Source organism: Paenibacillus sp. PvP094 (genome assembly GCF_040546835.1).
GTDB lineage: Bacteria > Bacillota > Bacilli > Paenibacillales > Paenibacillaceae > Paenibacillus > Paenibacillus illinoisensis.
The window spans coordinates 6,131,873-6,158,370 of sequence record NZ_JBEPOM010000001.1 but is presented as its reverse complement, the minus strand read 5'-3'; the positions used below and the strand labels follow the sequence as shown (position 1 = coordinate 6,158,370).

Sequence of the window (26,498 nt, the reverse complement as noted above, 5' to 3'; positions counted from 1 at the left end):
AATAGTCATGTAATGCCAGTTCACGCCAGGAATTGACGGAAGAAAATTGCGAATAACAGGTTTGACTTTGTTGAGAGAAAAGATTAACATCAAATTAGATATTTATCTAAACTAAAGGGGCGACGCCTATGCAACTGGAGAAAATTGTGGCTTACCACAAAGCCCTGGCTGATCCTACTCGGCTTCGTATGCTGTTATTGCTGTCTGAGGGTGAATTGCACGGACAGGCACTTGCCGAAAAGCTGAATTTGTCCCAGCCTACAGTTACTCATCACGCATCCAAGTTGAGAGAAGCAGCATTGATCAAGGAACGGAGAGAGAAAAATACGGTGTTTTTCTCTCTCAACCCATCCTTTATACGGGAGCATGCTCAGGCTTCCGTTGACTTTATTTTTAAAAGGGAGGAGGTAGCCGATATGAGTGATGTGAACGAAACGCTAAAAGTATCGGTCATGCGCAATTTCTTTTCCAAAGATGGACGCTTGCGTCAAATTCCGGCCCAGTACAAGAAGAAGCTGATCGTGCTTGGTCATCTGGTTGAACAGCTTGAATTCGGACGCAAGTATACGGAGAAAGAAATCAATGAATTTATACGTACGTACCATGAGGATTTTGCCACCATTCGCCGTGAATTCATCATGCATCAATTTATGTATCGGGAAGATGGGATCTACGAGCTTAATCCGAAGGAAATGTGGACACGCTGGGATCAGGTAAAATAACGATTATCATAAAAGAAATGAAAGCAATGAAATTAAAACAGGCAGGCAATATATAATTAGGCTTGACAAAAGCAGAGTACAGTGTGTAACATGTTGGATAAATCTACAAGGGAGGCGATGTTATATGACAAACCTGACGGCAGTATACGTTAATTTGAATATGGACAGCGTCTCCGGAACGGATCAAAGCATGTAATTGTATGTGGATTGGACAGGTATGTCCACATTCGCATAGCGTATGATTACATGTGCAGATGAAGCCACGGGTGACGCACCCGTGGCTTTTTTTGATTACCGGAAAAGAAGGGTGTCCTGTATTGCATGCTGCAGGTTGTTAAACTTAACGTTCTGCTGATAGTGCTTATAGGGGGATCTTGATTCTGTTAACTTCGAATTGCCGCGGGTGGTTTATCACTCGTGGTTTATTTTATTTGCGTTTAATCCGATCTGGAGGGCTCATTCACATCATGGGTAGGTAGTTATAAAAACATAATGTAGGAGGAAATTCTAATTTGAACAATCACATGGAGAAGTACGGCTGGTCTGCTGAATGGCAGGAATTTTGGCAGCAATCCGGGATGGAACAGCAACTGAGAAAACCTGCGCGAGTCATAGCTGACCACGGACAATTGCAGCGTCTTATTACAGCCGGTGGTGAATGCTGGGGAAGGGTATCGGGACGTATGCGTCATGACAACCTGGAGACAGGGACACTTCCTGCGGTAGGGGATTGGGTAGCAATGACGGGAGAGCCCGGAGAAGAGGCTACAATTCACGGTATTCTCTCAAGGAAGAGCCGGGTATCCAGGCAGGCTGCAGGGTCCGTAACGAAAGAGCAGCTGATTGCTGCAAATGTAGATACCTTGCTGATCGTCGCAGCGCTTAATCATGATTTTAACCTTAGACGGTTGGAGCGGTATATCATGATGGCCTGGAATGGAGGGGTTAGACCTGTCATCGTTTTGAGCAAGAGTGATCTATGCACTGATGTAGAGGAAAAAAGGGCGATGGTAGAAGGGATTGCCCCAGGCATTGAAGTACTGGTGCTGTCAGCTGCCCAGGATCATGGAAAAGCTTCACTCGAAACCTATCTGCAGCCAGGGACCACAGTAGCCTTGACGGGTTCTTCAGGAAGCGGCAAGTCTACTCTTGTCAACTGGATGATGGGACGGAATGTACAGCTTACCCAATCCGTCCGGGAGGACGATAGCCGTGGAAGACATACGACAACCCATCGGGAGATGTTCGTTTTGCCCCAAGGGGCTGTACTCATTGATACACCTGGTATGCGTGAGCTGAACCTGTGGGACGAGGGCAATGATGGACTTTCTCAGGCGTTTGGTGAAATAGAGCAACTTGCTGAAGCATGCAGATTCGTGGACTGCAGTCATACACGTGAAGCGGGCTGTGCTGTTACCGAAGCCATTCAAAATGGGTCTCTGGAAGAAAAAAGGCTAAACAATTACCTGAAAATGCAGAAGGAATTGCAGTATCAGCAGCGGAAAGAAGCAGTTGCTTCCAAGCGGCGGACGGCTACAAGCAAACCTGCGAATTCACGTAAACCCAAACATGCCCGGAGAGTAAACGATTGGGAAGAGCTCTAAATTAGGCGGGCATCCTTATGGCTTCAGCATAGAATAGGTCAGGAGGGATGTCATAATGCCGGATTACAGAATTATTGTAGATCTGTCGGATCACATGTTATATCTTCTGGATGGCGATCAGGTAGTTAAGGGGTATCCTGTGGCAACAGGCAAGATGCTTACTCAGACTCCAAACGGGGAATTTACCATTGTCAATAAACAAGTCAATCCGGGTGGACCCTTTGGTGTACTGTGGATGGGGTTATCTGAACCTCATTATGGCATCCATGGGACGAATGAACCTTCGTCTATCGGCAAGTCTGTATCACACGGATGTATCCGTATGTACAATCCAGATGTGTTGGATCTCTCTTCAAAGGTATCTGTAGGCACAAGAGTAACGATCCGGCCCTAAGGGCTGATCGCTACTCTTTCCTAAATCGGACTATATGGATGGATTTGGTAAATAGAATCAACATGCTTATAATAATGTACAATCACTACAATCTGAGAGGTAGGTGAGTGTTCGTTGATACAGATCAGACAAGCCCGTGAAGGGGATGCAGAAGGAATTGCCTATGTACATACTGAGAGTTGGAAGACGACATATCGCAATATTATACCGGATGATTTTTTGGATCATTTGACTACAGAATCAAGAATATCTCAATGGGAGCAAACCATACGCTCTGACGAAAAAAATCAGATTCTGGTGGTGGCTGAACAGCCGGGAGGGAATATTGTCGGATTTGCCTGCGGAGGAAGGGAGCGCGAAGGTAAGCTGCCTTATGATGCAGAGTTATATGCCATTTATTTGCTGGAAGATGTACAACAAAAGGGAATTGGTCAGCAACTGGCTGTGCAAGTTGTCCGGTATCTTCATTCTCTGGACATGAAGCGTCTGTTGATCTGGGCATTGGAGAGAAATTCGGCATGCCGTTTTTATGAAAAGATGGGTGGAAGTCCTGTCCATACACAACCCATACGAATAGGAGGGCAAGATCTGATTGAGATAGCCTACGGCTGGGAGAAGCTGAATGATTTTGCCCGACAGGAGGCACCTCCATCCGAATAGTAGAGTCTGAGTGACGCGTTTGCGCAATCTTTAATCAGGTTAATGAAGTACTACACTTCTTATAGAAGAAGAACATCTAATCCTGATTAGGAGGCGCATCCAGATGACTTTAATGGAGAAAACATCTGCAACTTGGACCAAACAGTATATTAATGGCGATTGGGTAGAAGGCTCCGGTGAGAAAACGATGGAGAACATGAACCCTTATACGGGGGAAGTGATTGCAACCTGGCGTTCTTCCAGTAAGACGGACATAGATCGGGCATACGAAGCCGCCCAAAATAGCTCATTGGAATGGAGAAAGTCCCTGCCAGGTATAAAAGAAGGCATATTGCGAAAAGTGTCATCCTTGATGACCGATCGCAAAGAAGAAATATTAAATCTGCTGATTACAGAATCGGGTAGCACGCGTATTAAGGCAGAATCGGAGTTTGCCGCAGCGAAACGTATCGTGGATGAATCGGCTTCGTTCCCCTACCGAATGAAAGGTGAGCTGATTCCTTCAAACACGCCAGGCAAAGAAAACCGAGTCATTCGCGAACCCAAGGGTGTGGTTGGAGTCATTGGACCATGGAACTTCCCGCTCCATTTGTGTCTTCGCTCCGTTGCTCCGGCCATTGCACTCGGGAATGGTGTAGTTATTAAGCCGGCATCGGACACGCCGATTACGGCAGGCTGGTTGATCGCGGATTTATTTCATCAAGCCGGATTACCTGAAGGTGTCCTGAATGTGGTTGCCGGAAGTGGTGGTGAAATAGGAGATTATTTTGTTGCTCATCCCATTCCCAAGGTGATTTCCTTTACAGGATCGACCAAAGTCGGGCAGGGGATCGGAAAACTGGCAGGAGAACATTTGAAAGAAACAGCACTTGAGCTTGGCGGTAATAATGCAATGGTGGTACTCGAAGACGCAGACATTGAGCGAGCCGCCGAGGCTGCGGTTTTTGGCAAATTTCTTCATCAGGGGCAGATCTGCATGGCACTCAACCGGATCATCATACATGCCGATGTATATGACCAATTTGTCAAATCGTTCGTGGACAAAACGAAGCGCATACGGACAGGAGATCCTGCAGATTCAGAAACGATGGTAGGTCCCCTTATTCGTGAAAAAGAAGTACAGCGCTTGTTGGAATGGATCCAAACTGCTCAGGAAGAGGGGGCGCGCTTGCTTCATGGCGGATCAGGTAAGGGCAGTGTGTTGGAACCGACGGTGCTTGTGGATGTCAAACCTGAACAGGATATTGTCCAACAGGAACTGTTTGGTCCGGTGGCCGTCCTCATGCGTGCAGAGGACGAGCAAGAAGCTGTCCGTCTAGCAAATGATACACCATACGGATTAAGTGGTTCTGTATTCACCAGCAATCTGGAGAGGGGTTACCGGGTAGCCCAGAACATTGAATCCGGCATGGTGCATGTGAATGACCAATCTGTAAATGATGAGGCACATGTCATGTTTGGCGGCGAAAAATCTTCCGGAATTGGCCGCTTTGGTGGCGATTGGGCCATCGAGAAATTCACACGTACCCGTTGGATCAGTCTGCAGCATCAATACCGGGATTTCCCTGGCATCAATTAAACCAATCGTTCGAGATAGATCGACATGGAATGCGAAAGTCCGCTCCTGCCTTGAGGTGACGGGCTTTTGCACGTTTTTACATCATGAATTTGGACGTGAAGAAATCCGAGGCAAAAGCTGTTTGGGGCTCGTCCAATCTGGTTATTTATGGATACACGGGAGTACCGATCCGTAAATCCAAAGGTAAAGGGGCTTGAATTCCATGTCCATTGACCGTTTTATTCTGAAAAAATTGAGCACTTGTCAGGAAGAGCATACACGTGCCAATCTGGTTCGGCTGTTTGTCATTCGTATCCGCAGAGCCGAGATCGCAGAGGAGCATGAGACTACTTATGCTGTCAGCAAAGTACATTAAAATAAATAGAGGAATCTTGCCTTCATCAAAAAAAGGAAGCTTGTCTTCATGGACAGCTTCCTTTTTCCTTGCATATGCAATTTCTTTACCGACTCTGCTTTAATACAGCGACAAGGCTAGAGAGTCATTTTCACTGCGGCTGTGCAGAATGGCCTCACAACCGACAATCTCAATGCTAATCAAAGAGTGCAGACATTTTTGCAAAGCGCGTTTACCATTACTGATTTTATGCTCAAGGGCACTGCTAAGCAGTCTTAATGTCTTTTGCATAGGTTGTTTGTTTTCTTGATTGAAATATACAGGGATTGATTTGTTTTGAAAAGTTATTAGTGTTCTCACTAGAAATCACCTCACGAGAGTTATTTCATACTGGTTATATTAAATTCCAATGCTTAAAATTACCTTAAAATCAGCTTATGAAAACATAAAGGTGGGCAATGTTTGAAAAGTGTTCACAATTTGATTGTGGACGAAGGAATAGGAAGTCCCGAATACAGAATTTTCTCTCCCATTTATATGGAAAAAAGAGAATCGTTTTCGCATCCTCGCAACCATTAACATGAATAATGCCTCAAAAGTTCTGAGTCCATCGGACGATATTTTAATAATTATGTGGGTCATATGTAACAAAAATACAGGTTGTACATTGCAAACAGGGTGTTAATGTAAGAAAATAGGATTGGAATAACGATTCATCTGCATTTTTTTGATTTAATTTGACATTAGGACAATTTACATATGAGACCATGGGAGGGATTATGATGATTCTTACCGTGTATTCCGGCCGGGAGGAAGGTGAATGGTTCGACATTGAAGTCCCGGATGAGTGTACGATTGAACATTTAAAAACATTGCTGGGGGTGCGGATCTTTGGACAGGCGCCTGGTGATGGTATCCAATACATCCTTGAAGCCAAATTTCCCGAAGGTCTGTGGTTCTCTCCGCAGAACTCGCAGCAGCTGATGGAAACGGGCCTGCGGCAAGGAAGCTGTGTACGGGTTCAGCGGGCATTCTCCACCACTACAGAAGAAGCACCTGTATACGGAAGACGTTCATTATTTCAGCAGGACAGCAACGAATGAGGCTACTTGACGTATACATTCATTATCGAACCAATGATAAGGAGGTCTTCTCTTCGTGAATGTGTTATATCAACGTTCTCCAAGAATGACACCGGTTCTTAAGGAAGAAAGGCTGGAAATTCTCAGACCTCCAACGGAGCCGAGCAAACCTACGTTTTCAATGATTTCTATTATAATACCGATCATGATGACGATGGTCAGTATCGGATTCTACGTATATATCAACATGACGGGCAAAATGGGCAACCCCAGTTATATGATGTTTCAGATGATGACTGTCATGATGATGCTTACGTCATATACCATTCCGTTTTTTGTGTATCTGAGTAACAAAAAGACGTATCGCAAAAAGATCGAAGAACGTAAGGCCATGTACCGAGCACAACTGGATAAGCACCGTGAAGAGCTCAAGGAAGCTCAAGCCGAGCAGGTCAAGAGCCTGTACGAGATTCATGGTGATCCCAATGTTTGTCTCCAAGTCGTGAAGAATCGTAACAGTTCCTTATGGGAGCGTTCACCGGAAGATGACGATTTCTTGCAGGTCCGGATCGGTACGGGAGAAATTCCATTCCGAATTAAACTGCAGGTTCCACGAGTGGATGGTTATGAAAAAGATGAATTAATCGAGGCAGCTCATGAACTTGCAGCAGAATTTGAGACGGTCCCCGATGCTTCCATTACACTCCCGCTGTTCCAATCGAAAGTGATGGGATTGGTGGGGAATCGGGAGGAAGTGCTTGCTTCCCTGCGCGTCATCATTTCACAACTCACGGTGCGGCATTCGCCGGATGAATTGAAGATTGCTGCTTTTTATGAAGAGAAAGAAGCGAAGGAATGGGACTGGCTGCGCTGGTTACCCCATATTTGGGATGAAGATCAGGGACAACGCTATATGGCCGACAGGCACAGCGGTGCGCATCAATTGGCGGACAGCTTGTTTTCCGTGTTAAACCGTCGTCGAAACAACAAAGAGGACCGATACAAAAAAAGTGTGCAGACTCCATGTTATGTGGTGGTTCTCTCGGACACACAGCTTATCGAAGAAGAGCCTCTTCTTCCATTATTGCTTGAATCTGCACAGGAGATCGATGTGTGTACCATTATTCTGGCGAACCGCAAGGAATCCCTTCCGATGCATTGTCAATTGATCATGGAAGCATCCAAAGGCAAGGGTGTGTACATCAAAAAAACGGAAGATGCTGACGTAGTACAGCAGACGTACACACCAGATGTGATATCAAAAGAGACCGCTGAGGCACTCTCACGTTACATGTCTCCCATTCGGCTGAAGCGATCTTCCGCTTCGGACATCCCGCAAATCCTTCCGTTATTTGATATGCTTGGCACCTCACGTGTTGAAGACCTGGATGTAATCACCCGATGGGGCCAGACACGATATCCGGATACGCTGCCTGTACCCATGGGCGTGCGCGCAGGTGGCAAGAAAATTGCCATCAACTTGCATGATAAAATTGAACGTCAGGGTCACGGCCCACACGGATTGATCGCAGGTACGACGGGTTCAGGTAAAAGTGAGGTCATTCAATCTATCGTGGCTTCCCTGGCTGCCGAGTTCCATCCCCATGACCTGGCCTTTATGTTGATTGACTATAAAGGAGGCGGGATGTCCAATACGTTCGTAGGCCTGCCTCACGTGGTGGGAACGATCACCAACCTGGATGGCAACCTGATTGAACGGGCCAATATCTCGCTTCGGGCCGAATTGGTCAGAAGGCAGAAGATATTGAATGATGCCGGTAACCTTCAGCACATTGATGAATATTACAAGATTTTACGTTCCAGACATGAACAGCCATTGCCTCATTTGGTCATTATTATTGATGAGTTTGCCCAATTGAAACGGGACCAGCCGGAATTCATGGATGAGTTGATTAGTATTGCGGCTATTGGCCGAACACTGGGTGTCCATCTGATTCTGGCAACTCAAAAGCCGGCAGGCGTAGTGGATGACAAAATATGGAGTAACTCCCGTTTCCGCATCTGTCTTCGTGTACAGAGCGAGGGAGACAGCCGGGATATGATCAAAATCCCTAATGCAGCATGGATTACCAAGCCGGGCCGCGGATATTTCCAGGTCGGCAGTGATGAGGTATTTGAGGAAATGCAGTTTGCCTGGAGTGGTGCGCCTTATAACCAGCAGGAGGACACATCAACTGTACTGCCTGTCATGGAGGTGCGTCTTAACGGTAAGAGAGAACCACTTTTGACTGGCGAACGCAGGGCAGTCCTCAAAGGCGAAGATGTTCCTAAACAACTACAGGTCTTCATCGATTATGTGGCACAGTCTGCCGCAGATGCAGGAATCAAAAGATTGCCTGGTCCATGGCTGCCTCCCCTTCCAGAGACGCTGGAATGGGACAGTCTAGCGGATTGGCAGGATGAAGAGCACAGAGAGCTACTGCTTGACGGCGGAGCAAGTGGATTGAAGCCGGTGGTTGGTCTGCTTGACGATCTGCCTAACCAGCGTCAGATGCCTCTTGCACTCCCCGTAGATCAAGGGCATTTGATTGTGTACGGTATGCCTGGTTTGGGTAAAACGACGTTTGTCCAGACTTTGCTGATGTCACTGGCACGTTCTCGTCGTACGGATCCATGGCATGGATACATTATTGATATGGGACGGATGATGAAGGACTTTACAGGACTGCCGCAGATCGGTGGCGTTCTGATGGCCGAAGAGGAGGATCGGATCAAGCGTCTTTTCCGGTATATTCTGAAGTTGTCAGCACAGCGCAAGGATATGATCTCGGAGGCAGGGGTTAAAACGATTTCGGCTTATCGTCGTACAGCACATGCATCTGTTCCACAGATTGTTGTTGTAATTGATGGCTATCTATCATTCCGTAATGCCTACCCAGAAGAGAATGAACTGCTGGAAACGATTCTTCGTGAAGGTGGAAGTCTTGGAATTACGTTCATTCTGACTGCGAATCGGGTGACAGATGTCTTCGAGAAGTTCAGAAGCAACATACCAAACGCGGTCTCATTTGAACTATCCGATCCAAGTGACTATTATTACGCAGTTGGACGGCCTTCCAAGGCACCGAGCCAGCTTCCACCAGGCAGAGGTCTTGTGAAAGGACAGGTACCACCATTAATGTTCCAGGCGGCTTTGCCATCGTCCGGAGAGGATGAAGGGAAACGTTCGTCTGCTCTCCGCGGATTGATCGCAGAGATTCGGGATAGCTGGACAGGAGAAGAGGCTCCGCAGATTGCTCCGCTTCCTGAAGAAGTGAAGCTCAAGGATTTACTTGTAAGTACGGGGGCATTTGCCCAAGCAGGTGAATTTTCGACGGTCAATGTTCCTGTAGGCTTGTTGACAGATGATCTCGAGCCTTTCTTGCTGAACCTGCGTGAAGGTCCGCATTTTATGGTCACTAGTCCCATGGAGGGTGGTAAAACAACATTTTTGTTGACATGGATGTTATCTCTGGCGTATCATGCTTCTCCTGAAGATGTACAAATATATACGGTAGATATGAGATATGGTACCGGAGGACTGGGAGAGATCAGCAGTTTGCCCCATGTCCGCGGACATGTGTCTCGTGAAGAACAGCTTGCGCCTGTGATCCAACAGTTGTACGATGAAGTTCTAAAAAGAGGCGAGTTAAAGGGTGGACCGGAGATCGTGCTTGTCATCGATGATGCGGATACCCTGTCCAAACAGTTGAATGATTTTAATGTGAAAGATCAATTGGGGGCGATTGTTCGTCAAGGACGGGATCGCGGGATACATGTCATACTTTCGGGTGTTCCAGCTGATTTCCCAACGTTTGGTTCAGACTGGGTAAGTGATGTGAAGGCTTCCCAGAGTGGATTGTTGTTCGGGACTTTAGACCCTAACGATCTCTCGTTCTTCCGTATTCCTTATACCGAATCTGGAGGCAGCTCAGCTGGGCTGAAGGTACTGCCACCAGGTCAAGGTTATTATGTTAAACGCAAATATTCCAGGGTTAAAGGTGCAGTTCCTTGTGATGACACCTGGAAAATGACAGATTGGATTTCTGAAATTCGTGACCGATGGCATGTTGTAGTTTGAGGGGAGGTGGCTCATAATGTTGACGGTTCATGATTCCAAGCAAAAGGTAGTCACTTTACAAATAAAAGAACTTTTTTTCCTGGCCGGGATTCTCGGTTCAGACCGATTGCTTGGCGTTGAAGACCCCTTCCGCGGTTACATGGCAGAAGACATCGCTGTGGAATGGGAGCACGTCAAAACTTCTCTGCTCGAAAAGGGATATTTGATTCAGGATCAGGACAGCAATGAGCTGATCATGACACCGACCGTTTTCTCCAGAGTAGCCATTGCTGGATTGTCAGACAGGGCTTGCTGGATTCGCTACACATCCAGTGGCACTTCGTATGAAAGTTATATCCATTGCACGGACGAACGGGTCGTTGAAGTTTCCCGTGTTGCTGATGAACCGGACTCCTTCCGGTTATCCGATCTCGGGAACGTTCGTGAAGCGATTGACTTCCTGATTCAAAGGATGAAATGGAGTGGCCATTCACCAGCGGAGAAGCCGGCATTGATGTGCTCCAAGAAAAAATTCTATGATGTTATGAACGAGCTTAACAACAAAGAAGAATCTGCAGTTGCTGATGAACTGGCACAGGAGACGAACGATCCGGAAGGTTCGCTGGCTCTTGCACGTTGTCTGGTTAACAAAGAATCAGATGGTGAACTGCGATTGCTTGTATGGAACGGAGAAGGTTGGAAGTCACAGTCAGCAGCATTCGCTGCTAGCTCTGTATCCAACTGGTTGTTCCGCATGAGTACAGCCGCTTCCGATGATTGGCTTGTAGCGGCGCTGACGACGAGAGAACAGTTTCACGAGATGCTGCTGGACTGGCTTAAACAGCCTGCAGGGGAAGAGGAAAGGTGATGGTAAATGCGCATTCGTGTGGAACCGGATGTGCTTCGGGCACTGAGCAGGCAGATTCAGTATGCGGCGGAGCAAATACAGCAAAAGATGACAGTGTTGGAACAGGCAATCCATTCGCTGGAGTGGGATATTGAGGCCCGGGCTGCGGTGATGAGTGAATGGAGTCACAGCAAGCGACTTGGCGAAGATGCGGTGCGTCGTTTTATGGACTTAAGCGTGCAATTGGGACGCAAAGCCTTGTTATTCCAGCAGGCAGACATGGAGTATCGTACAGTGCTGAGTCATGTGAACACAGCCTATGGCAATGCGGTCAATATGCTTAACGTTCTAGAAAACAATCGTGTAGGGGAAATCATGCCTACACACGCCGCAGCTGCTGCTGTAGTATCCGATCCCCTTTCCGCGGTGGCGGCAGTATACCGGGTGCAGGATGCTGCGCCGCCCGACGGTTCTCCGGCTACATTGATTCAGGCGATGCAGCCTGAACCTGTAGCGTGGAGATTCACAGATCCCACCTTTCGGGGGAGAAGAGGAACCGAACCTGTGGTATCCTGATTAGGCAGTTTACAGAGGTGCGCATTAAGGACAGCAGAAAGTGAATCATTTATGTAAATAGTCTGTTAGGGGAAGTTTCAATCACCAATAATGGGGTAAATAGGATTAGGTCCTTCGGCTTTTGTTCGATCGATCCTGGTATAGTACAATTTGAACAAGCAAAAATTTAATTGCACAAACCAAGGAGGAATTTACACATGGCAGGACGCATTTTAGTTACCCCAGAACAACTTGATCAGGTTTCCAACCAATTCAAACAAAGCGGTGAGCAAAGTCAGCAAATCGTTTCTACATTGACTCAATCCATCACTAGCATGGAAGGACAATGGGAAGGTATGACGAAACAACGCTTCTTCCAAGAGTTCCAGGAAGCAAGCAAACAAATGCAATCATTCGTTCAAACGCTGAACAGCATCAGCGCGGAACTGACGGCTATTGCCAACAAATTCCGTACAGCTGACCAAGCTCGCTAAACTGCTTTACATAGATCAGGCCGATGTCATGTCTGACCCGGCACTTGATCGTACGCAGGCAGCAAGCTGAAGATGTATAACTACAGCAAAAACCGGGCGTTTTACGACTCCCGGTTTTTGCTGCACTATGACAGAATGACAGAGAGAGGGATGAGCATGTCTTTTCAACCGAATCCCGGGGATGAAGTGGTGATCAATGACATTGCCTATACCATTGGGCAGCACCCGGCTGCGCCCGGTCTGGCTTACGCCCAAGCCGGAAGGCAAGGGATCGTTTACCAGTTATTACCCCGAAATGGTTCAATAAGTGGGGCCAAAGCACTAAAAGTATTTTTCCCTAAATTCCGTATCCCGGCTATGGTCTATCAGTCTGAGCATATGGAGCCTTATAGTGAACTGCCAGGTTTGCAGGTATGCAAGCGTGATGTGCTCACTCCGGAAAGAAACGGAGCGCTCATTGGTGAACATCCCGATTTGTTGTACGCGGTTTTGATGCCGTGGGTGCAGGGTCTGACCTGGTTTGACGTAATCAGTGATCAGAAACAGCTGACTGCAGAAGAAAGTCTGAAGTTGGCTAGAGCACTAGCAGGGACTGGTTCGGCCATGGAGCAACGAGGACTTGCTCATTGTGATTTGTCCGCACCCAATGTGATGATTCCGTTTTTTTCCGAAGTGGAAAACCTGGGGGCTCCATCCGCGGTTGAACTTGTCGATGTAGAGCAGATGTACGGTTCCAAAATGGATCGTCCAGATGCTCTACTTGCCGGTTCACCTGGTTATGCAGCTCACCGGGCAGTACACAGTGGTCTGTGGAGCTCATATGCCGATCGTTTTGCTGGTGCAGTTATTATCGCCGAGATGCTGAGCTGGTCTGATTCGACTATTGTGGAGAAGGCATGGGGAGAAAGTTATTTTGACCAGCATGAAATGCAAACAGTGAGTGAACGCTATTTTGCTATGCGGGATTCACTCCAGAATCGATGGGGTTCCAAAATATCCGATCTGTTCATCCGTGCCTGGGAGAGTCACGATTTGAGCAGCTGCCCAACATTTGGTGAATGGTTTGTTGCCCTGGCATCAGCTAACGCCAGTCAGGCGGAAGCGGCCGGAGTGAAGGAACCTGAGGACCAAGCAGCAGATGCGGCAAATGGTGAAGCGGCGAGCCAGACAGTCGCAAGTGCACCGGATACTGGTGTAGCAGATTCGAAGTCAGCTAATGGACATCATTCGTCCACGTCGATACCTGAAGTGCCTCCTGGACAGGAAGCTGTGGTAAACAGACTCTTCCTGCAGGCCCGAGCTCTTGAGGATGAAGATAAGCCTGCAGCAGCCCTGGAAGTATACCGTTCGCTGTATCATTTCATTCCGGCTAACAGTGCGATGCAGATGGAAGTTGAGGCTGCCATCAACGGGCTGGATGCTAAACTGAATCCCAAGGAAGAAGCCGCACAGCCTGTCCGTGTTCCTTTTTACAGATCCAAAAAGTTCATGATCTCTTCCGCTGTCCTTGTTGTATTGCTGGCCGGTACCGTGCCGACTGTCAAAATTTTGGCTGATCAGGCCGAAGTCAAGCAGCAGGAGGAACAAGAAGCAGCAAGACTGGCAGAGATCAAGGCTGCCGAAGAAGCAGAAGCCGCAAAAGCTGCTGCGCTGAAGCAGGAGGAAGAAGAGAAGAAGAAGCAGGAAGCCGAAGCGGCGAAGCTTGAAGCCGAGGAAAAGCAAAAATTGGCTGAAGCACAGAAAAAGGAAGAAGAACGGAAAGCTCTTCAGGCGAAATACGATAAACAGGCAAAATACGAGGCTTATCTCGCAAAGCAGGAACAGCAGAAGGAAGAAGCAGCCAAGAAGGCGCTGCAGGAGAAGTATGACAAGCAGGCGAAGTATGAAGCCTACCTGGTCTGGAAGAAAGAGCATGATGCTCAAGTAGCGAAGCAGGAAGCGGAGCGCAAGGCAGCGGCTGAAGCACAGCGCAAACTGGAAGCGCAAAAAGCAGCCGAGGAAGCTGCTCGAAAGGCTGCACTTAAGAAAAAACGTGCTCAGAACGTGGTTACGCTGATTGCACATTATAACAAGGCGTATAATGCACAAAAAGGTAAAAAGATCGAAAATGCGGAATCCTATGCCCGTGATTTCAAAAATTTGTATAACTCGGATGCTTCATACTTCAAAGGGGTAGGCAAGGTCGCAGCGCGAATGAGTGCAATTAATAAATTTTTGAGCAATAACAACTATAATCTTCCCAACTTGTAAATTATGTGAACGACGGAGGTGGCTCAGGCCCAGATGAACTATACAATACAAGCATCCCAGCGCACACCCGCACTTATTATTTATCTCATTGATATCAGTGCCTCCATGAATATGGTTCTGGAAAACCGCAGACGGATTGATGTCGTCTATGATGCCCTGGCCCTGGCCATACGCCAGATGGTGTTTCGCTCAACCAAAGGGAATCGATTGACACCTCGCTATCGGATTGCCATCCTTGCATACAGCGATGACGTCTATGACCTGTTGAATGGAATTAAGGGAATCGACGAAATTGCAGCGGTTGGTTCGTTGCCAGACCTGACACCTAAACGTTTCTCGGATTCGGCCAAAGCCTTTCTGCAGGCAGAGAAGATTCTGCAGGCTGAAATACCGAACATGCAGGATTGTCCTGCGCCGCTCGTCTGTCATATGACGGATGGAGTGGCTACGGGCGAAGATCCGGAACCAATTGCCAAACGAATTATGGGCATGAGTGTGCCTGATGGCAATGTACTCGTCGAAAATATTTTTATATCCGATCACCTATTGGAAGGTCCTATCCCTGAACCGAGAAGATGGAAGGGGATATCGCCGGAAACCGTTCTTAAGGATGAGCATGGAGAGAAGCTGCGCAATATGTCTTCGGTTCTGCCTGAAAGTTACCGTGAAATGCTTGTCGAGGCGGACTATTTGCTCGCACCCGGTGCATTGATGATGCTGCCAGGCACATGTGCAGAACTGGTGTCCATCGGGTTTCAGATGTCTGCTGCTACGCCTGTGAGATAGGAGGGGATTATTTGAGAACGATGCGATTGGCAGCATTGCCTGCTGGTGAGAGAGGAAGCCAAGGAAAGCAGCGTCGTGGAATCTTTCGTTATGTTAGCGCACAGACCGGAGAACAGCCGCTTACTCGTTATCAGGGTGCTTTTAAGTGTCGCTATGGTTATGGAAGAGCTGCAGAGACGGTTCATCAGGGGGATTCGGGTCAAGACTTTGCTGCCGTTCGCATGGACGGAAATGTATGTACGTTCGTCATGTGTGATGGTGTAGGCATGAGTTACCTTGGTGATTTTGCCGCGCGTTTTCTGGGCAATGCGCTCCTCGAGTGGTTGGAAACAACCTCTAATCCTACGGCAGAAGCGATGGAGCATCTGCTTCAAGAACTGACGGTTCCCGCATCCGAGCAGCTGAAGAAAATTCAGCCATTGGATAACTCGCCCCTGCTTTTACGCGAAGTGTTAATGGAGAAGCGAAGCAGAGGCAGCCAGGCGATGTATGTGTGTGGTCGAATTGAGCTGTCTCGCGGTATGGGGAAAAGTCGTATCTGGATGGCTTGGCAAGGGGATTCGCGCATACGTCTATGGCGCAATGGTCAGGAACAATCCGGAGCTTTTCAGAACCACTGCCGGACGAATGAACGCTGGTCAACCCTGGAAGGGTCAGTTGGAGGCAAGCCTCATATTTATGAGGCGAAGCTATCCAATGAACCAATTCGTCTGCAGCTGTACACAGATGGTTTGAATGATCTGGATGCCATACAGGCATATATTCCGGATGAACACATTCAGGTACTGCTGGATGCTGCACATACCGGCGGGCTTGAAGATGATGCCGCTTTCATTGAGCTGGAATGGTAGATGTACTACTTTAGAAAAGTCACTCGTCTTGAATATGTATAATTAGCGGTAAAAATCAGCTGAGAAAAAACTTGTCGTTATTGATTTAAAAGGCGCTCTTTTTGGGTAATCTTGTGAAGAATCTACTTAGTTAGCATGCTGCATCATGCTGATACACAAGTCTTGGATGTACATTCTTACATAATTGCTGAGAAGGAGTGGAATGGAGCATGACACAACATAACGACAAGTCTCGGTTTGCAAACAAAATAGCTATCATTACTGGAGCCGGTTCCGGCATTGGTAAGGCAACGGCATTAAAATTGGCGAATGAAGGTGCTCACGTTGCGTTGTTTGATCTGGTGAATGATCGGATCTCTCAGACGGAAGCCGAAATTAATGCCGTACATCCAGGTGCTGCACGCGCATTCGATGTGGATATCTCCGATCCGGCCCGGGTGGAAAAAGCGGTGCTGGAAACGGTGGAGCTGTTCGGCGGTTTGGACATTGTGTTTGCCAATGCAGGCATTAATGGTGTCTCGGCCCCAATTGAGGAAATTCAGGTGGAGGATTGGCAGCGGATCATTACGACCAATCTGGATGGCACCTTCTTTACAATCAAGTACGCTCTCCCACATCTGAAGAAACGCGGCGGGGGAAGCATTGTTATTACGAGTTCCATTAATGGTAACCAACGGTTCACCAGCTTTGGGATGTCGGCATACAGTACATCGAAAGCGGGACAGGTTGCCTTTTCGAAGATGGCTGCACTGGAATTGGCCAGGTTCAAAATCCGGGTTAATGTCATATGTCCGGGAGCCATCGCAACCAATATTGATCAAAGCACCGTAAAAACGGATGAATTGCACCAAATCATTATTCCGATGGAATTCCCGGAAGGGGAGCAGCCGCTTGCAGATGGCCCTGGACAGCCGGAGCATGTGGCCAATCTTGTCGCGTTTCTGGCATCGTCTGAATCCAAACACATTACGGGTGCAGAGATTGTCATTGATGGCGCCGAATCGTTGCTGCGTTAATACGTCTGGTCCAAAGTAGTCGTTCCTCTGGGACGGCTTTTTTTGTTATAATGCTAACATTCACTTTGGATTGATGATATATTGCATGGTGCCTTATGAATTAGGAGCGATAATATGAATATAGAATTACCGATACAACAGGTTTTGCCTGAGCTGAAACAGCTATTTCGAGAGCAGGATACGGGTGTGCTTATTGCAGAGCCGGGGGCAGGTAAAACAACCGTAGTACCTCTGTCCCTATTAGAGGAACCATGGCTAAACGGGCGTAAAATCATAATGCTGGAGCCCCGCAGACTCGCGGCGCGCTCAGCCGCGGTGCGGATGGCAGCAGCTCTGAATGAAAGCGTGGGACAGAAGGTAGGGTACCGTGTCCGCATGGACAGTCGGGTCAGTCAGGCAACGCGGATCGAAGTTGTCACAGAAGGGGTACTTACACGCATGCTTCAGCAGGATCAGGGGCTTGAAGATACAGCGATGATTATCTTTGATGAGTTTCACGAGCGTCATCTGCACGGCGATCTTGGTTTGGCTCTGGCTCTGGAGTCACGGGCGATGCTGCGTCCGGATCTGAAGGTGCTGATTATGTCGGCAACGCTGGACCCTGACCCAATCTGTACATTGCTGGGCGAAGGGACCCGTGCGATTGATTGTCCGGGACGCACGTTTCCAGTGGAAACCCGTTATGTATCAAAACCCGCTTCTGCTATGCTGGAGGAGTTCACGGCTCAAGCGGTTGTAAAAGCTCTGGCACAGCAGGAAGGGGACGTACTGGTCTTTCTTCCAGGAGCCAGAGAGATTCACCGGACAGAACGGGAACTGTCGAAGCTTAATCTTTCTTCTCATGTTGAGGTGCATTCCCTGTATGGCAGCATGCCGATTGAACGTCAGGATGAGGCTGTGCGCCCAGCTGCGGAAGGAATTCGTAAGGTCGTACTGTCCACCTCCATAGCGGAATCAAGCCTTACGCTTCCGGGTGTCAGAGTGGTTGTTGATGCCGGACTGAGTCGTGCATCCGTATTTTCCCCGCGCACAGGCATGAGTCGGCTTGTTACCCAGCCGGTGTCCAAGGCATCAGCCGATCAGCGGCGGGGGCGTGCAGGGCGAATTGCACCAGGGGTGTGCTATAGATTGTGGAGCGAAGAGGTTCATGACGGTCTGCCGGAGGCAGCCAGACCGGAGATTGCCTCCGCGGACCTCGCACCGCTGGCGCTTGAGCTTGCCGCCTGGGGTGTCCAGTCCCCTGCAGAACTGCAGTGGCTGGACGTCCCGCCGGCCGCGGCCTACGGCCAGGCACAGGCGCTGCTGCGGCAGCTGGGCGGCCTGGATGACGCAGGCCGCATCACGCCCTTCGGGCGGCGGATGAACACGCTTGGCGTGCATCCGCGACTGGCCAGCATGCTGCTCCGCGCGGCGGAGCTTGGGCTGGCCAGCTACGCCAGCATGCTGGCGGCACTGCTGCAGGAGCCTGCCGGCCTCCGCAGCAGTGGCAGTGCAGGCGCGGGCACGGACCTGCGCCCGCGCGTGGAAGCGCTGCTGATGGCGGCCAGCAGCGGTACGCCGCAAGCGGCAGCGGCGGTCGCAGACATCGCTGCCGTACGGCGCATCCTTCAGGAGAGCCGACAGCTGCGCACGGCTCTCGGCCCGGCGCCGGAGGATCCGGAACGGCCGGACGAGGACAGCTGCGGCCTGCTGCTGTCCTTCGCCTATCCCGACCGGATCGGACAGCGCCGGGAGGACGGCCGCTACCTGCTGAGCAGCGGCCGCGGGGTACGGCTCAGCCAGGCGGAGTCGCTGAGCCGTTCAGCCTATCTGGTCGCTGCCGAGGCGGACGACCAGGGCGCGGATGCACGCATCCTGCTGGCTGCACCGGTGGGTGAGCAGCTCTTGCTGGACTACAGTGCTGATCTCATAGAGGAGGATGTGCAGATTGCATGGGATCGCAGCACACGAAGTGTGCGGGCTCATCGAAGGCTGCGAATTGGAGCAATCCTGATGAAGGAGAGCAGTATCGCACAGCCTCCGGAAGATCTGGTGCTGGAGGCGCTGCTAAGCGGAATCCGCACAGAAGGTCAGGATTGTCTGCCTTGGACCAAATCATCCAGGCAGCTGGCGGACAGATTGCGTTTTCTGCATCGTCATCTGCCGGGGTGGCCGGATCTCGCGGCGGATCATGTATCAGCGGAACTCGAAGATCAACTCAGCCCTTTTCTGGCAGGAATGCGCTCAGCTTCGGATCTGAAGAAACTGTCCATGCAGGACGTGTTACTTAGCGGATTGAGCTGGGAACAACGGCAGCAGTTGGACCGGGAGGCGCCAACTCATATTCAGGTTCCCAGCGGATCACGCATTCCGGTTGATTATAGCCGACCTGAAGATCCTACACTGGCGGTACGACTTCAGGAAATGTTCGGGCAGCAGGATTCACCGCGTATTGCTGGAGGTCGGGTGCCGTTAACCCTGCATCTGTTGTCCCCTGCGCACCGACCTGTTCAGGTGACCCGGGATTTGACGAACTTTTGGCGGGAGACTTATTTCGAGGTGAAAAAAGACCTGAAAGGCCGATATCCAAAGCATTACTGGCCAGACAATCCATTGGAGGCCATAGCCACCAATCGGGCGAAGCCGCGCAGCTAGAGCATTAAGACTTTTTTTCGCTCACCATTGCATATACAAAAGCTTGGATATTGATCTGGCTTTTCAGAGAGACCCTTGATGAGAATGACTTCATAAGCTTATGTTTTATAAGCGAATAAAGCTGTATTTATTCGTATTTGCGCACGATATTATGGCTGGAAGCGTTTGAAAGAAAATGGTACGGGTAATAACATAGCGAAGCGAACTCTTAAATAATTAGGAGGAATTCACTATGCAGAAGAAAATCGTAGGTGTTTTTGATACAGAACGTGAGGCATCTCAAGCCATAGAGGGCTTGAAAGCGCAAGGATTCAATTCAGACGAAATTTCGGTAGTGACGCAGGATCGGGACGAGTTGAAGGCCATCCGGGAAGAGACGGGAACCAAAGCGCCGGAAGGTGTGGCAGCAGGTGCAGCCACAGGTGGCGTATTAGGTGGCGTAGCCGGGCTGTTGGCTGGTATCGGGGCTCTGGCCATTCCAGGTATAGGTCCGATTTTGGCGGCGGGTCCGATTGCAGCAGCGTTTACGGGAGCGGCAGTAGGTGCCGGTGCAGGAGGTTTGGTCGGTGGACTTGTCGGACTCGGTATTCCCGAAGAGGATGCCAGACAGTATGAGGAATATGTACAAAACGGCAAAATCCTTCTCCTGGTTGACTCCACCGATCGCGATTCGGATGTCTATGATGTATTCAGCAATACCAGCTATCTGAATCGTGATCGATACGCAGCTCATGGTACAGATGTGCCAGCAGAGCGTACGGATCTCGACATGGAAGAGCGGAGACTGGAAGCTCAGAATAAAGCAGCACGATTTGGAAACAACACGTTCCTGTAAGCTTGGATTGTTCAGGCTAGTACACTGGATTGGTATACAAGGTTAAACAGGGGCACCACATATAAATCATGATTTGGTTTATGTGAGCCGTCAGGCGTTCAAAAAGCCGGTTTCCTTCGAGGAAGCCGGCTTTTGTCCCTGTAATCCCATCCTGGAATCATGATGAAGTGTTGACTGTGTTTAAAGGTAAGTCTAAGGAGCAGGGAATAACAATACATAGAGCAGAATAGCAAGCGCCAGGCCAATGACCAACAGAGTAAGTGTCAGGAAGCGAATCAATTGGGTTGAGGCTTGAAAGGTTTGCTGATTAATTTGCCTGCGTTTGCGGTTATACGAAGCAGCAGAACACAGAATAATGGCAATGCCGCTGACCAGGGAGGTCACTCCGGTTATAATGGCTGCAATGTGAGCAATCTGGTCATATGAGGAAGAATTGAACCCCAAACCGGCAGCTAGGAACCCGACGCCGACCATGGCTATTCCTGTACGAACCCAAGCCAGAAACGTCCGTTCATTGGCCATATGCTGTTGTACGTATCTGGAGTCAATCGTGGGGGTATCTAGTTCGGAATCAGTGATAGGAATCCCTCCGTTCATCTTTTATACGACTATCATTGTACTTATTTTTTACGGTAAAACCAAGAAAGGCGGCTGAACGTTATGCCACGAAAAGAAAGAATTGCTGAAATTGAAAGTTTAAGAGGGATTGCCTTTGCAGCTGTTGTACTCCAGCATTCCATTGCCCATTTCTCTCTGGTTCCGGAAGCCGGCCTGGAAGATGGGGTTCTACTTGCAATCCTGCTGATGGCTTCCAAATTTGCCGTCCCTTTATTTATTTTCATTACGGGCATGGTTTTGTTTTATAACATAGGAGACCAGCTGAAATACGGACGTTTCATGCAGAAACGATTAACGGATGTCATCGCACCATATGTCGTGTGGTCTCTGGTGTATTTCACCTTGACACCACAGGGGTGGGCCGGCATTGGCTGGCAGGATCTCCCTGAACTTGGTTTGAAGCTGCTTACAGGCAAGACCACATCTCATTTTTGGTACATTATCATGCTGATTCAATTTTATTTGCTGTTTCCCTTGTTTCTAAAGGCCGTACGATATGTATATAACCGCTATGATTCACGTGGACGCCTGATTGCTGTCCTGATTACAGGAGCTGCATACCTCTTGTTAGCCGATCAATTGGGGAATATTGCACGAGTCATGGAGCGACTCCATATTCCAGTACTGACCGATGTATTTACAACCTATGCCGACCGCAATTTCCTGTATTTCTTTTTTTATTTTGTACTAGGTGCTGCTGCCGGATTATCTGTTGAAAGCTGGAACATGTGGATTCATCGGCTGCGCTGGGTATATTGGACGGTGTTTATAACCATGGGTCTTCGGTTTACATATCTATTAATGCTGGAATTTCAAAAGCCGGAAGGCATTCAGATCACATTTTATACCGTTAGTTTGATCAGGCCGGATATGGCTCTCTATCTAATCGCGTCGATCATGGTGATGTATCAGCTCGCAGGCAAACTGCATAATCACCTGGCCGTGGGCTGGCTTGGATGGATCGGCAGCGTTTCTTACGGCGGTTATCTCATGCATATGCTCATGCTGCGCTACAGTTATATTCCAGATGAATATGTTTACGTTGCATGGGGCCTAAATCCGACTGTACGAATGATTCTGACATGGGTACTTGCTTTAACTCTATCCTGTGTGCTCACTTGGTGCATTTCGCGTGTAAGCTGGGGAAAATGGATCGTGGGTACTGTACCGAAGGCCAATTTCAGAAAGTGAAAGAGGCAATAAATGAAAAATTCACAATAGATGTCATCATTCGTGAGGTTAGCGATCTACGGTTGTGGATCCAAGTCAGCAGTTGCTTTTGTCGAACTGAATCTTAATTGGGTTTTCGTTTTAAAAAATCATTATATGAAAAATTCACAATAAAAACCCTAATGCCGTTCTACCACACTATTTTGCGTATCTATCCTGTGCTTTGTTCTCACTTGCTGCTTATCCGGGGAAAACGGAGAATGATGGCAGAAACCGAACACAAGTTTTATAATATGAAGTAGAGCGGTAGAGGATAGGGGGAACAAGCATGGCTTTTATGATCGCCCAGCGGGCATTTATCAAGCTGTATCTCATTACCATGGTTGAACAGCACAGAGGATATGGATACGAAATGCTGGAGGCCATGAAGCAGGAATTTAAAGATTACGGCTATGTTCCGCCTCAGAGTGAGGTATATCGAGCATTGCATGAACTGGTACAGCAGGGTGTATTTTATCGGACGAAGAAGTTGAAGGGCAGCGATCCCAAAGTGGATTTTCAGGAAATCGTTTTGTATCACTTTACGGATGATGGAGCGGAAAAAGCCGAATTGTACAAAAAGCAGGTCAAGGCAGACCTAGACCGTTGTCTGGGCATGCTGCACAAGGCAGAAGAGGACAATTACGGGACGAAAGGAAGATGAGCATGAATAAGCAGCTACAGTGGGGAGTACTTGGTACTTCCACCATTGCAAAGAATGCGGTAATTCCGGCAATCCAGCAATCCGAACGGGGAGAAGTGCTTGCTATTGCGAGTCGAAGCAAGGAGAAGGCTGAAGCGCTCGCCGAAGAATTGGACATTGCTAGATGCTATGGAAGTTACGAAGAGCTCATTGCAGATCCCGATATTGAAGCCGTATATATTCCGTTGCCTAACCATATGCACAAGGAATGGACGGTAAAAGCCGCTCAGGCCGGAAAGCATGTATTATGCGAGAAGCCAGCTGCACTGAACGCGGACGAGTCTGCCGAAATGATTCAGGTATGCAAGGAGCACGGCGTTCTATTCGCAGAGGCAATCATGTATCGTTATCATCCCAAGCATCGGCGTGTTCAGGAGATTATCGCGAGTGGAGAGATTGGTGCTGTTCGTGCGATCCATGGCAACTTCACCTGTAATACAGCGGATGATAAGGATAATGTAAGGTTCAAACGGGACATGGGCGGAGGCTCGCTCTTTGACCTTGGTGTGTATCCCATCTCGGCAGCACGGATGTACCTGGGCCAGGAACCCGAAGCGGTTACGGTACATGCCTTATTCTCCGAGGAACATGATGGAGTGGATATGATGGCTTCGGGGCTTGTTGAATTTCCGGGATCCGTGGCGTTAACGTTTGATTGCGGCATGTGGGCTTCCGGGAGGGCGGAGATGGAGATCCTCGGGACAGACGGACGAATCGAGTTGCCAAAAGTCTTCGGCTGGGAGAATAGTGATATTCCACCGCAAATTATCGTTCACACGGATTCCGTCAGTCGGGAAGAACGGGTATCCGTCTCCAATTCTTATGTTCTTCAGGCGGAAACCTTTGCTGCCGCTGTGCTGGATGGGACACCACTGCCGTTTACTCCGGATAATACGATAGCGAATATGCGGGTGATTGATGCCTGTTTGCAATCGGCACGGACACGGCAGCGCGTTTCATTGATTTAAAAAAACGATTAAAAAAATGAGTAAACCAGACTCCATCCTTCAGGATGGAGTTTTTTCGTGTGAACTTAATCGGCAAAACGTTAAAAAAATTTTCACGGAGGGGTTGATTTCCAGAAATTCTCCGTTAAAATAATATTAACATTAAAAATATTTTAACGTTGAAGGGCGGAACGAATAATGAGAGAAGGCACAGCGGTAAACAAGCCAGGGATTGGGGAGCTAATACGAGTTAAACCTTATATGCAGTTTATGCTGGGGAAGATGGTAGCGAGGTTTGGTGATTCCATTGACTCCATTGCATATAGCTGGATGGTGTACATGTTAACGGGTTCCAAACTATTGATGGGTACGCTGCTCGCAGTCAACTTTCTGCCGAACATTCTGCTTGGCCTTTTTGCCGGAGCGGTCGTGGATCGCATATCTCTCAAGAAGGTCATCGTGCTGACGAATTCGGGCCGGGGACTGCTTGTTGGCGTAACTGCTCTGTTATTTGGTATGGGAGAACTGCAAGTATGGCATTTGTTCGTCGTCACGATTCTGAATTCGCTGCTTGAATGCTTCTCATTACCTGCCGAAATGTCCAGCGTGCCGCGATTGCTGCCGCAATCCATGCTGCTTTCCGGCATTGCCATGTCGTCTTCGGCTACCCGATTGGCTGAACTTGCCGGGCTTGCCTTAGCAGGTGCTCTTATTGCAACTGTTGGAATAACGTGGACGATTTTGATGGATGCTGGCCTATTTGCATTAAGTGCTGTGCTAATGAGCCGGGTTGTCTATCCATCCGATCCCAGCATGGAAGAAGGATCAACTGAGAAGTTATCCTCCACAGATGCTCCCAGAAGTTTGCTTTCGGATATGATTGAAGCCTTTCATTTCATGCGCAAGCATCCCCTGCTGCTGATTGGCTCCATTTTATTTGCCTTTGTCAACTTCTGCCTGATGCCATTCGATGTTCTCCGAACTCCATATGTTATCGATATTTTGCATGCTGGAGCAGGGGGCTTAAGTTTGCTGAGCGGGTTAATGGTTGGTGGTATGGTGCTGAGTGGATTGTGGATGACTCACAGAGGCAGCAGATATCGGAAGAGTGTATTGATTATTAGTGGGATTACCATGCTGGGTCTTAGTTATGCCATGACCGCGCTTCCTGCGTATATGTCCACTTATCAGCTACCGCTGGCAGCTATATTTTGCTTGATGATGGGCCTCGGCATACCATTAGCTACGACCCCTCTCGCTTCATATCTGATGGAGGTTACGCCAGCGGGTATGCTCGGTAGGGTGTCTGCACTACAAAGTATGCTGATCGTAAGTGCTATACCGCTTGGAAGTCTGGTTGCGGGAGCTGCAGCAGAAGTGCTGTCCACGCCTGTGTTATTTATTGCTTTTGGCATTTTGCTTGCCGTGTCGGCCATATCGCTCCTGCTCAGCAAAACATTCCGGCGTAGTATGTAGCCTAATTCCTGTATCTTTCTGTAAGACCTGTTTTGACCGGGGACCAGACTGAACGGTATAATATGCATATAAGGACAAATGGTACCCCGGAAATGAGGATACAGGTATGCAGCAGAAAGTACTGTCAACGATCGAAGAGATCAAGATCTACTCCGACCCGTATCGGATCCAGATCCTGAATATGTTTAATAAACAGGGAAGACCTTCTACCGTGAAAGAAATAGCTGATAAACTTGGGGAAGTGCCCGCAAAAGTACATTATCACGTGAAAAAGCTGGAGAAGATTGGTTTGCTTACCATCGTATCCACGCGAGAGATTAATGGAATCATTGCCAAATACTACGAACCCTTTCAGGGAGAAATCCATCTTCGTCATGAAAATGAGGACCACTCGCCACTGAAGCAGGTTTTTCTCTCGGAGACGCTTAAACTGTTTAATGGAATGTATGAACAGAGCCGCCAGATGTTTATGAAACAGGCCAAGCACGGTGAGAACATGTTTGGACAAATCTCGGACATGACGTTATATGCGAGCCGTGAGGAAGTCGAGAAGCTGTACAAGGATATCATAAAAATGTGTGAACCTTATAAGAAGCGAAATGAACAGAAGGAAGATCAAGAGGTTTTTCAGCTGTTTACCACAATGTCCAAACATGTGGATGAACCGACTGAATCTAAGAAAAGTAAAGTGCCACAGGATCAGCCGGGAGATCAGAGTTCCAAGCCGAATGACGATGCAAAGGAAAAATGATCTAGGGAGACCGATGCGACAACAAAGAAAAGGCCGCCTGAAGGCGGCTTTTTGATGTGTGATGAGGACCAATGGTGACTGCTCGACCATA

At 48.6% G+C, this 26,498-nt stretch carries 24 protein-coding genes; 22 read left to right on the top strand and 2 right to left on the bottom strand.

The genetic code is table 11. From position 1 onward, the window contains the following. Nucleotides 1–128: 128 nt before the first annotated feature. The 6 genes from ABIC22_RS27780 (at nt 129) to ABIC22_RS27755 (ending at nt 5,314) form a co-directional block, all read left to right on the top strand. Nucleotides 129–722, top strand: coding sequence for a DUF2087 domain-containing protein (locus ABIC22_RS27780; protein ID WP_354485330.1), 594 nt, complete (start codon nt 129–131; stop codon nt 720–722). A 524-nt stretch (nt 723–1,246) separates the two neighbouring features. Next, the gene (rsgA, locus tag ABIC22_RS27775; RefSeq protein WP_483312606.1) at nt 1,247–2,326 is read left to right on the top strand and encodes a ribosome small subunit-dependent GTPase A; all 1,080 of its coding nucleotides are present in this window, start codon (nt 1,247–1,249) and stop codon (nt 2,324–2,326) included. Between the two features lie 55 nt (nt 2,327–2,381). Continuing rightward, on the top strand, nt 2,382–2,720 hold the full coding sequence (locus ABIC22_RS27770; protein ID WP_127536199.1) for a L,D-transpeptidase: 339 nt from the start codon (nt 2,382–2,384) through the stop codon (nt 2,718–2,720). A gap of 114 nt (nt 2,721–2,834) precedes the next feature. After that, nucleotides 2,835–3,380, top strand: a complete 546-nt coding sequence (locus ABIC22_RS27765) for a GNAT family N-acetyltransferase (RefSeq protein ID WP_354485328.1) — start codon at nt 2,835–2,837, stop codon at nt 3,378–3,380. Nucleotides 3,381–3,483: 103 nt separating this feature from the next. Then, nucleotides 3,484–4,959 carry an aldehyde dehydrogenase family protein gene (locus ABIC22_RS27760; protein ID WP_354485326.1) on the top strand — a complete coding sequence of 492 codons (1,476 nt, stop codon included), beginning with the start codon at nt 3,484–3,486 and terminating at the stop codon, nt 4,957–4,959. Nucleotides 4,960–5,161: 202 nt separating this feature from the next. After that, complete coding sequence (locus tag ABIC22_RS27755) at nt 5,162–5,314, top strand: hypothetical protein (RefSeq protein ID WP_164764155.1); 153 nt, start codon at nt 5,162–5,164, stop codon at nt 5,312–5,314. 99 nt (nt 5,315–5,413) lie between these two features. Here the strand turns inward: ABIC22_RS27755 and ABIC22_RS27750 are convergent, their stop codons facing one another. After that, nucleotides 5,414–5,653 (bottom strand): hypothetical protein, encoded by a 240-nt coding sequence (locus ABIC22_RS27750; RefSeq protein WP_095287663.1) that lies wholly within the window; start codon nt 5,651–5,653, stop codon nt 5,414–5,416. Nucleotides 5,654–6,075: 422 nt separating this feature from the next. Between ABIC22_RS27750 and ABIC22_RS27745 the strand changes: the two genes are divergently transcribed. The 11 genes from ABIC22_RS27745 (at nt 6,076) to ABIC22_RS27695 (ending at nt 20,703) form a co-directional block, all read left to right on the top strand. Beyond that, entirely contained in the window at nt 6,076–6,396 is a 321-nt protein-coding gene (locus ABIC22_RS27745) for a hypothetical protein (RefSeq protein ID WP_062326145.1), read from the top strand. Nucleotides 6,397–6,451: 55 nt separating this feature from the next. Continuing rightward, on the top strand, nt 6,452–10,456 hold the full coding sequence (gene essC / locus ABIC22_RS27740; protein ID WP_354485324.1) for a type VII secretion protein EssC: 4,005 nt from the start codon (nt 6,452–6,454) through the stop codon (nt 10,454–10,456). 16 nt (nt 10,457–10,472) lie between these two features. Beyond that, nucleotides 10,473–11,303 (top strand): hypothetical protein, encoded by an 831-nt coding sequence (locus tag ABIC22_RS27735; RefSeq protein WP_095287661.1) that lies wholly within the window; start codon nt 10,473–10,475, stop codon nt 11,301–11,303. A gap of 6 nt (nt 11,304–11,309) precedes the next feature. Continuing rightward, nucleotides 11,310–11,858, top strand: a complete 549-nt coding sequence (locus ABIC22_RS27730) for a WXG100 family type VII secretion target (RefSeq protein ID WP_095287660.1) — start codon at nt 11,310–11,312, stop codon at nt 11,856–11,858. 197 nt (nt 11,859–12,055) lie between these two features. Further along, nucleotides 12,056–12,331: a WXG100 family type VII secretion target gene (locus ABIC22_RS27725; protein ID WP_017689071.1), complete on the top strand. Its 276-nt coding sequence runs from the start codon at nt 12,056–12,058 to the stop codon at nt 12,329–12,331. Nucleotides 12,332–12,487: 156 nt separating this feature from the next. Further along, nucleotides 12,488–14,581 (top strand): protein kinase family protein, encoded by a 2,094-nt coding sequence (locus ABIC22_RS27720; protein ID WP_354485321.1) that lies wholly within the window; start codon nt 12,488–12,490, stop codon nt 14,579–14,581. A 33-nt stretch (nt 14,582–14,614) separates the two neighbouring features. After that, entirely contained in the window at nt 14,615–15,367 is a 753-nt protein-coding gene (locus ABIC22_RS27715) for a vWA domain-containing protein (protein ID WP_095287658.1), read from the top strand. Nucleotides 15,368–15,387: 20 nt separating this feature from the next. Next, nucleotides 15,388–16,218 (top strand): protein phosphatase 2C domain-containing protein, encoded by an 831-nt coding sequence (locus tag ABIC22_RS27710; RefSeq protein ID WP_246058095.1) that lies wholly within the window; start codon nt 15,388–15,390, stop codon nt 16,216–16,218. A gap of 209 nt (nt 16,219–16,427) precedes the next feature. Further along, the gene (locus ABIC22_RS27705) at nt 16,428–17,234 is read left to right on the top strand and encodes an SDR family oxidoreductase (protein ID WP_127536193.1); all 807 of its coding nucleotides are present in this window, start codon (nt 16,428–16,430) and stop codon (nt 17,232–17,234) included. Nucleotides 17,235–17,348: 114 nt separating this feature from the next. Next, nucleotides 17,349–19,868: an ATP-dependent helicase HrpB gene (hrpB, locus tag ABIC22_RS27700; protein WP_354485319.1), complete on the top strand. Its 2,520-nt coding sequence runs from the start codon at nt 17,349–17,351 to the stop codon at nt 19,866–19,868. 232 nt (nt 19,869–20,100) lie between these two features. Then, entirely contained in the window at nt 20,101–20,703 is a 603-nt protein-coding gene (locus tag ABIC22_RS27695) for a general stress protein (protein WP_154893538.1), read from the top strand. Between the two features lie 192 nt (nt 20,704–20,895). Here the strand turns inward: ABIC22_RS27695 and ABIC22_RS27690 are convergent, their stop codons facing one another. Continuing rightward, the gene (locus ABIC22_RS27690) at nt 20,896–21,300 is read right to left on the bottom strand and encodes a YidH family protein (protein ID WP_354485317.1); all 405 of its coding nucleotides are present in this window, start codon (nt 21,298–21,300) and stop codon (nt 20,896–20,898) included. Nucleotides 21,301–21,363: 63 nt separating this feature from the next. Between ABIC22_RS27690 and ABIC22_RS27685 the strand changes: the two genes are divergently transcribed. From ABIC22_RS27685 to ABIC22_RS27665, 5 genes are all read left to right on the top strand, one after another. After that, a complete protein-coding gene (locus tag ABIC22_RS27685; protein WP_354485315.1) occupies nt 21,364–22,512 on the top strand; it encodes an acyltransferase in 1,149 nt (382 codons plus the stop codon). 307 nt (nt 22,513–22,819) lie between these two features. After that, nucleotides 22,820–23,194, top strand: a complete 375-nt coding sequence (locus ABIC22_RS27680; RefSeq protein ID WP_095287651.1) for a replication termination protein — start codon at nt 22,820–22,822, stop codon at nt 23,192–23,194. A gap of 2 nt (nt 23,195–23,196) precedes the next feature. Next, the gene (locus ABIC22_RS27675; RefSeq protein ID WP_354485313.1) at nt 23,197–24,201 is read left to right on the top strand and encodes a Gfo/Idh/MocA family protein; all 1,005 of its coding nucleotides are present in this window, start codon (nt 23,197–23,199) and stop codon (nt 24,199–24,201) included. A gap of 177 nt (nt 24,202–24,378) precedes the next feature. Then, nucleotides 24,379–25,656: an MFS transporter gene (locus tag ABIC22_RS27670; protein ID WP_127536187.1), complete on the top strand. Its 1,278-nt coding sequence runs from the start codon at nt 24,379–24,381 to the stop codon at nt 25,654–25,656. A gap of 106 nt (nt 25,657–25,762) precedes the next feature. Beyond that, on the top strand, nt 25,763–26,407 hold the full coding sequence (locus tag ABIC22_RS27665) for an ArsR/SmtB family transcription factor (protein WP_354485311.1): 645 nt from the start codon (nt 25,763–25,765) through the stop codon (nt 26,405–26,407). Nucleotides 26,408–26,498 lie beyond the last annotated feature (91 nt).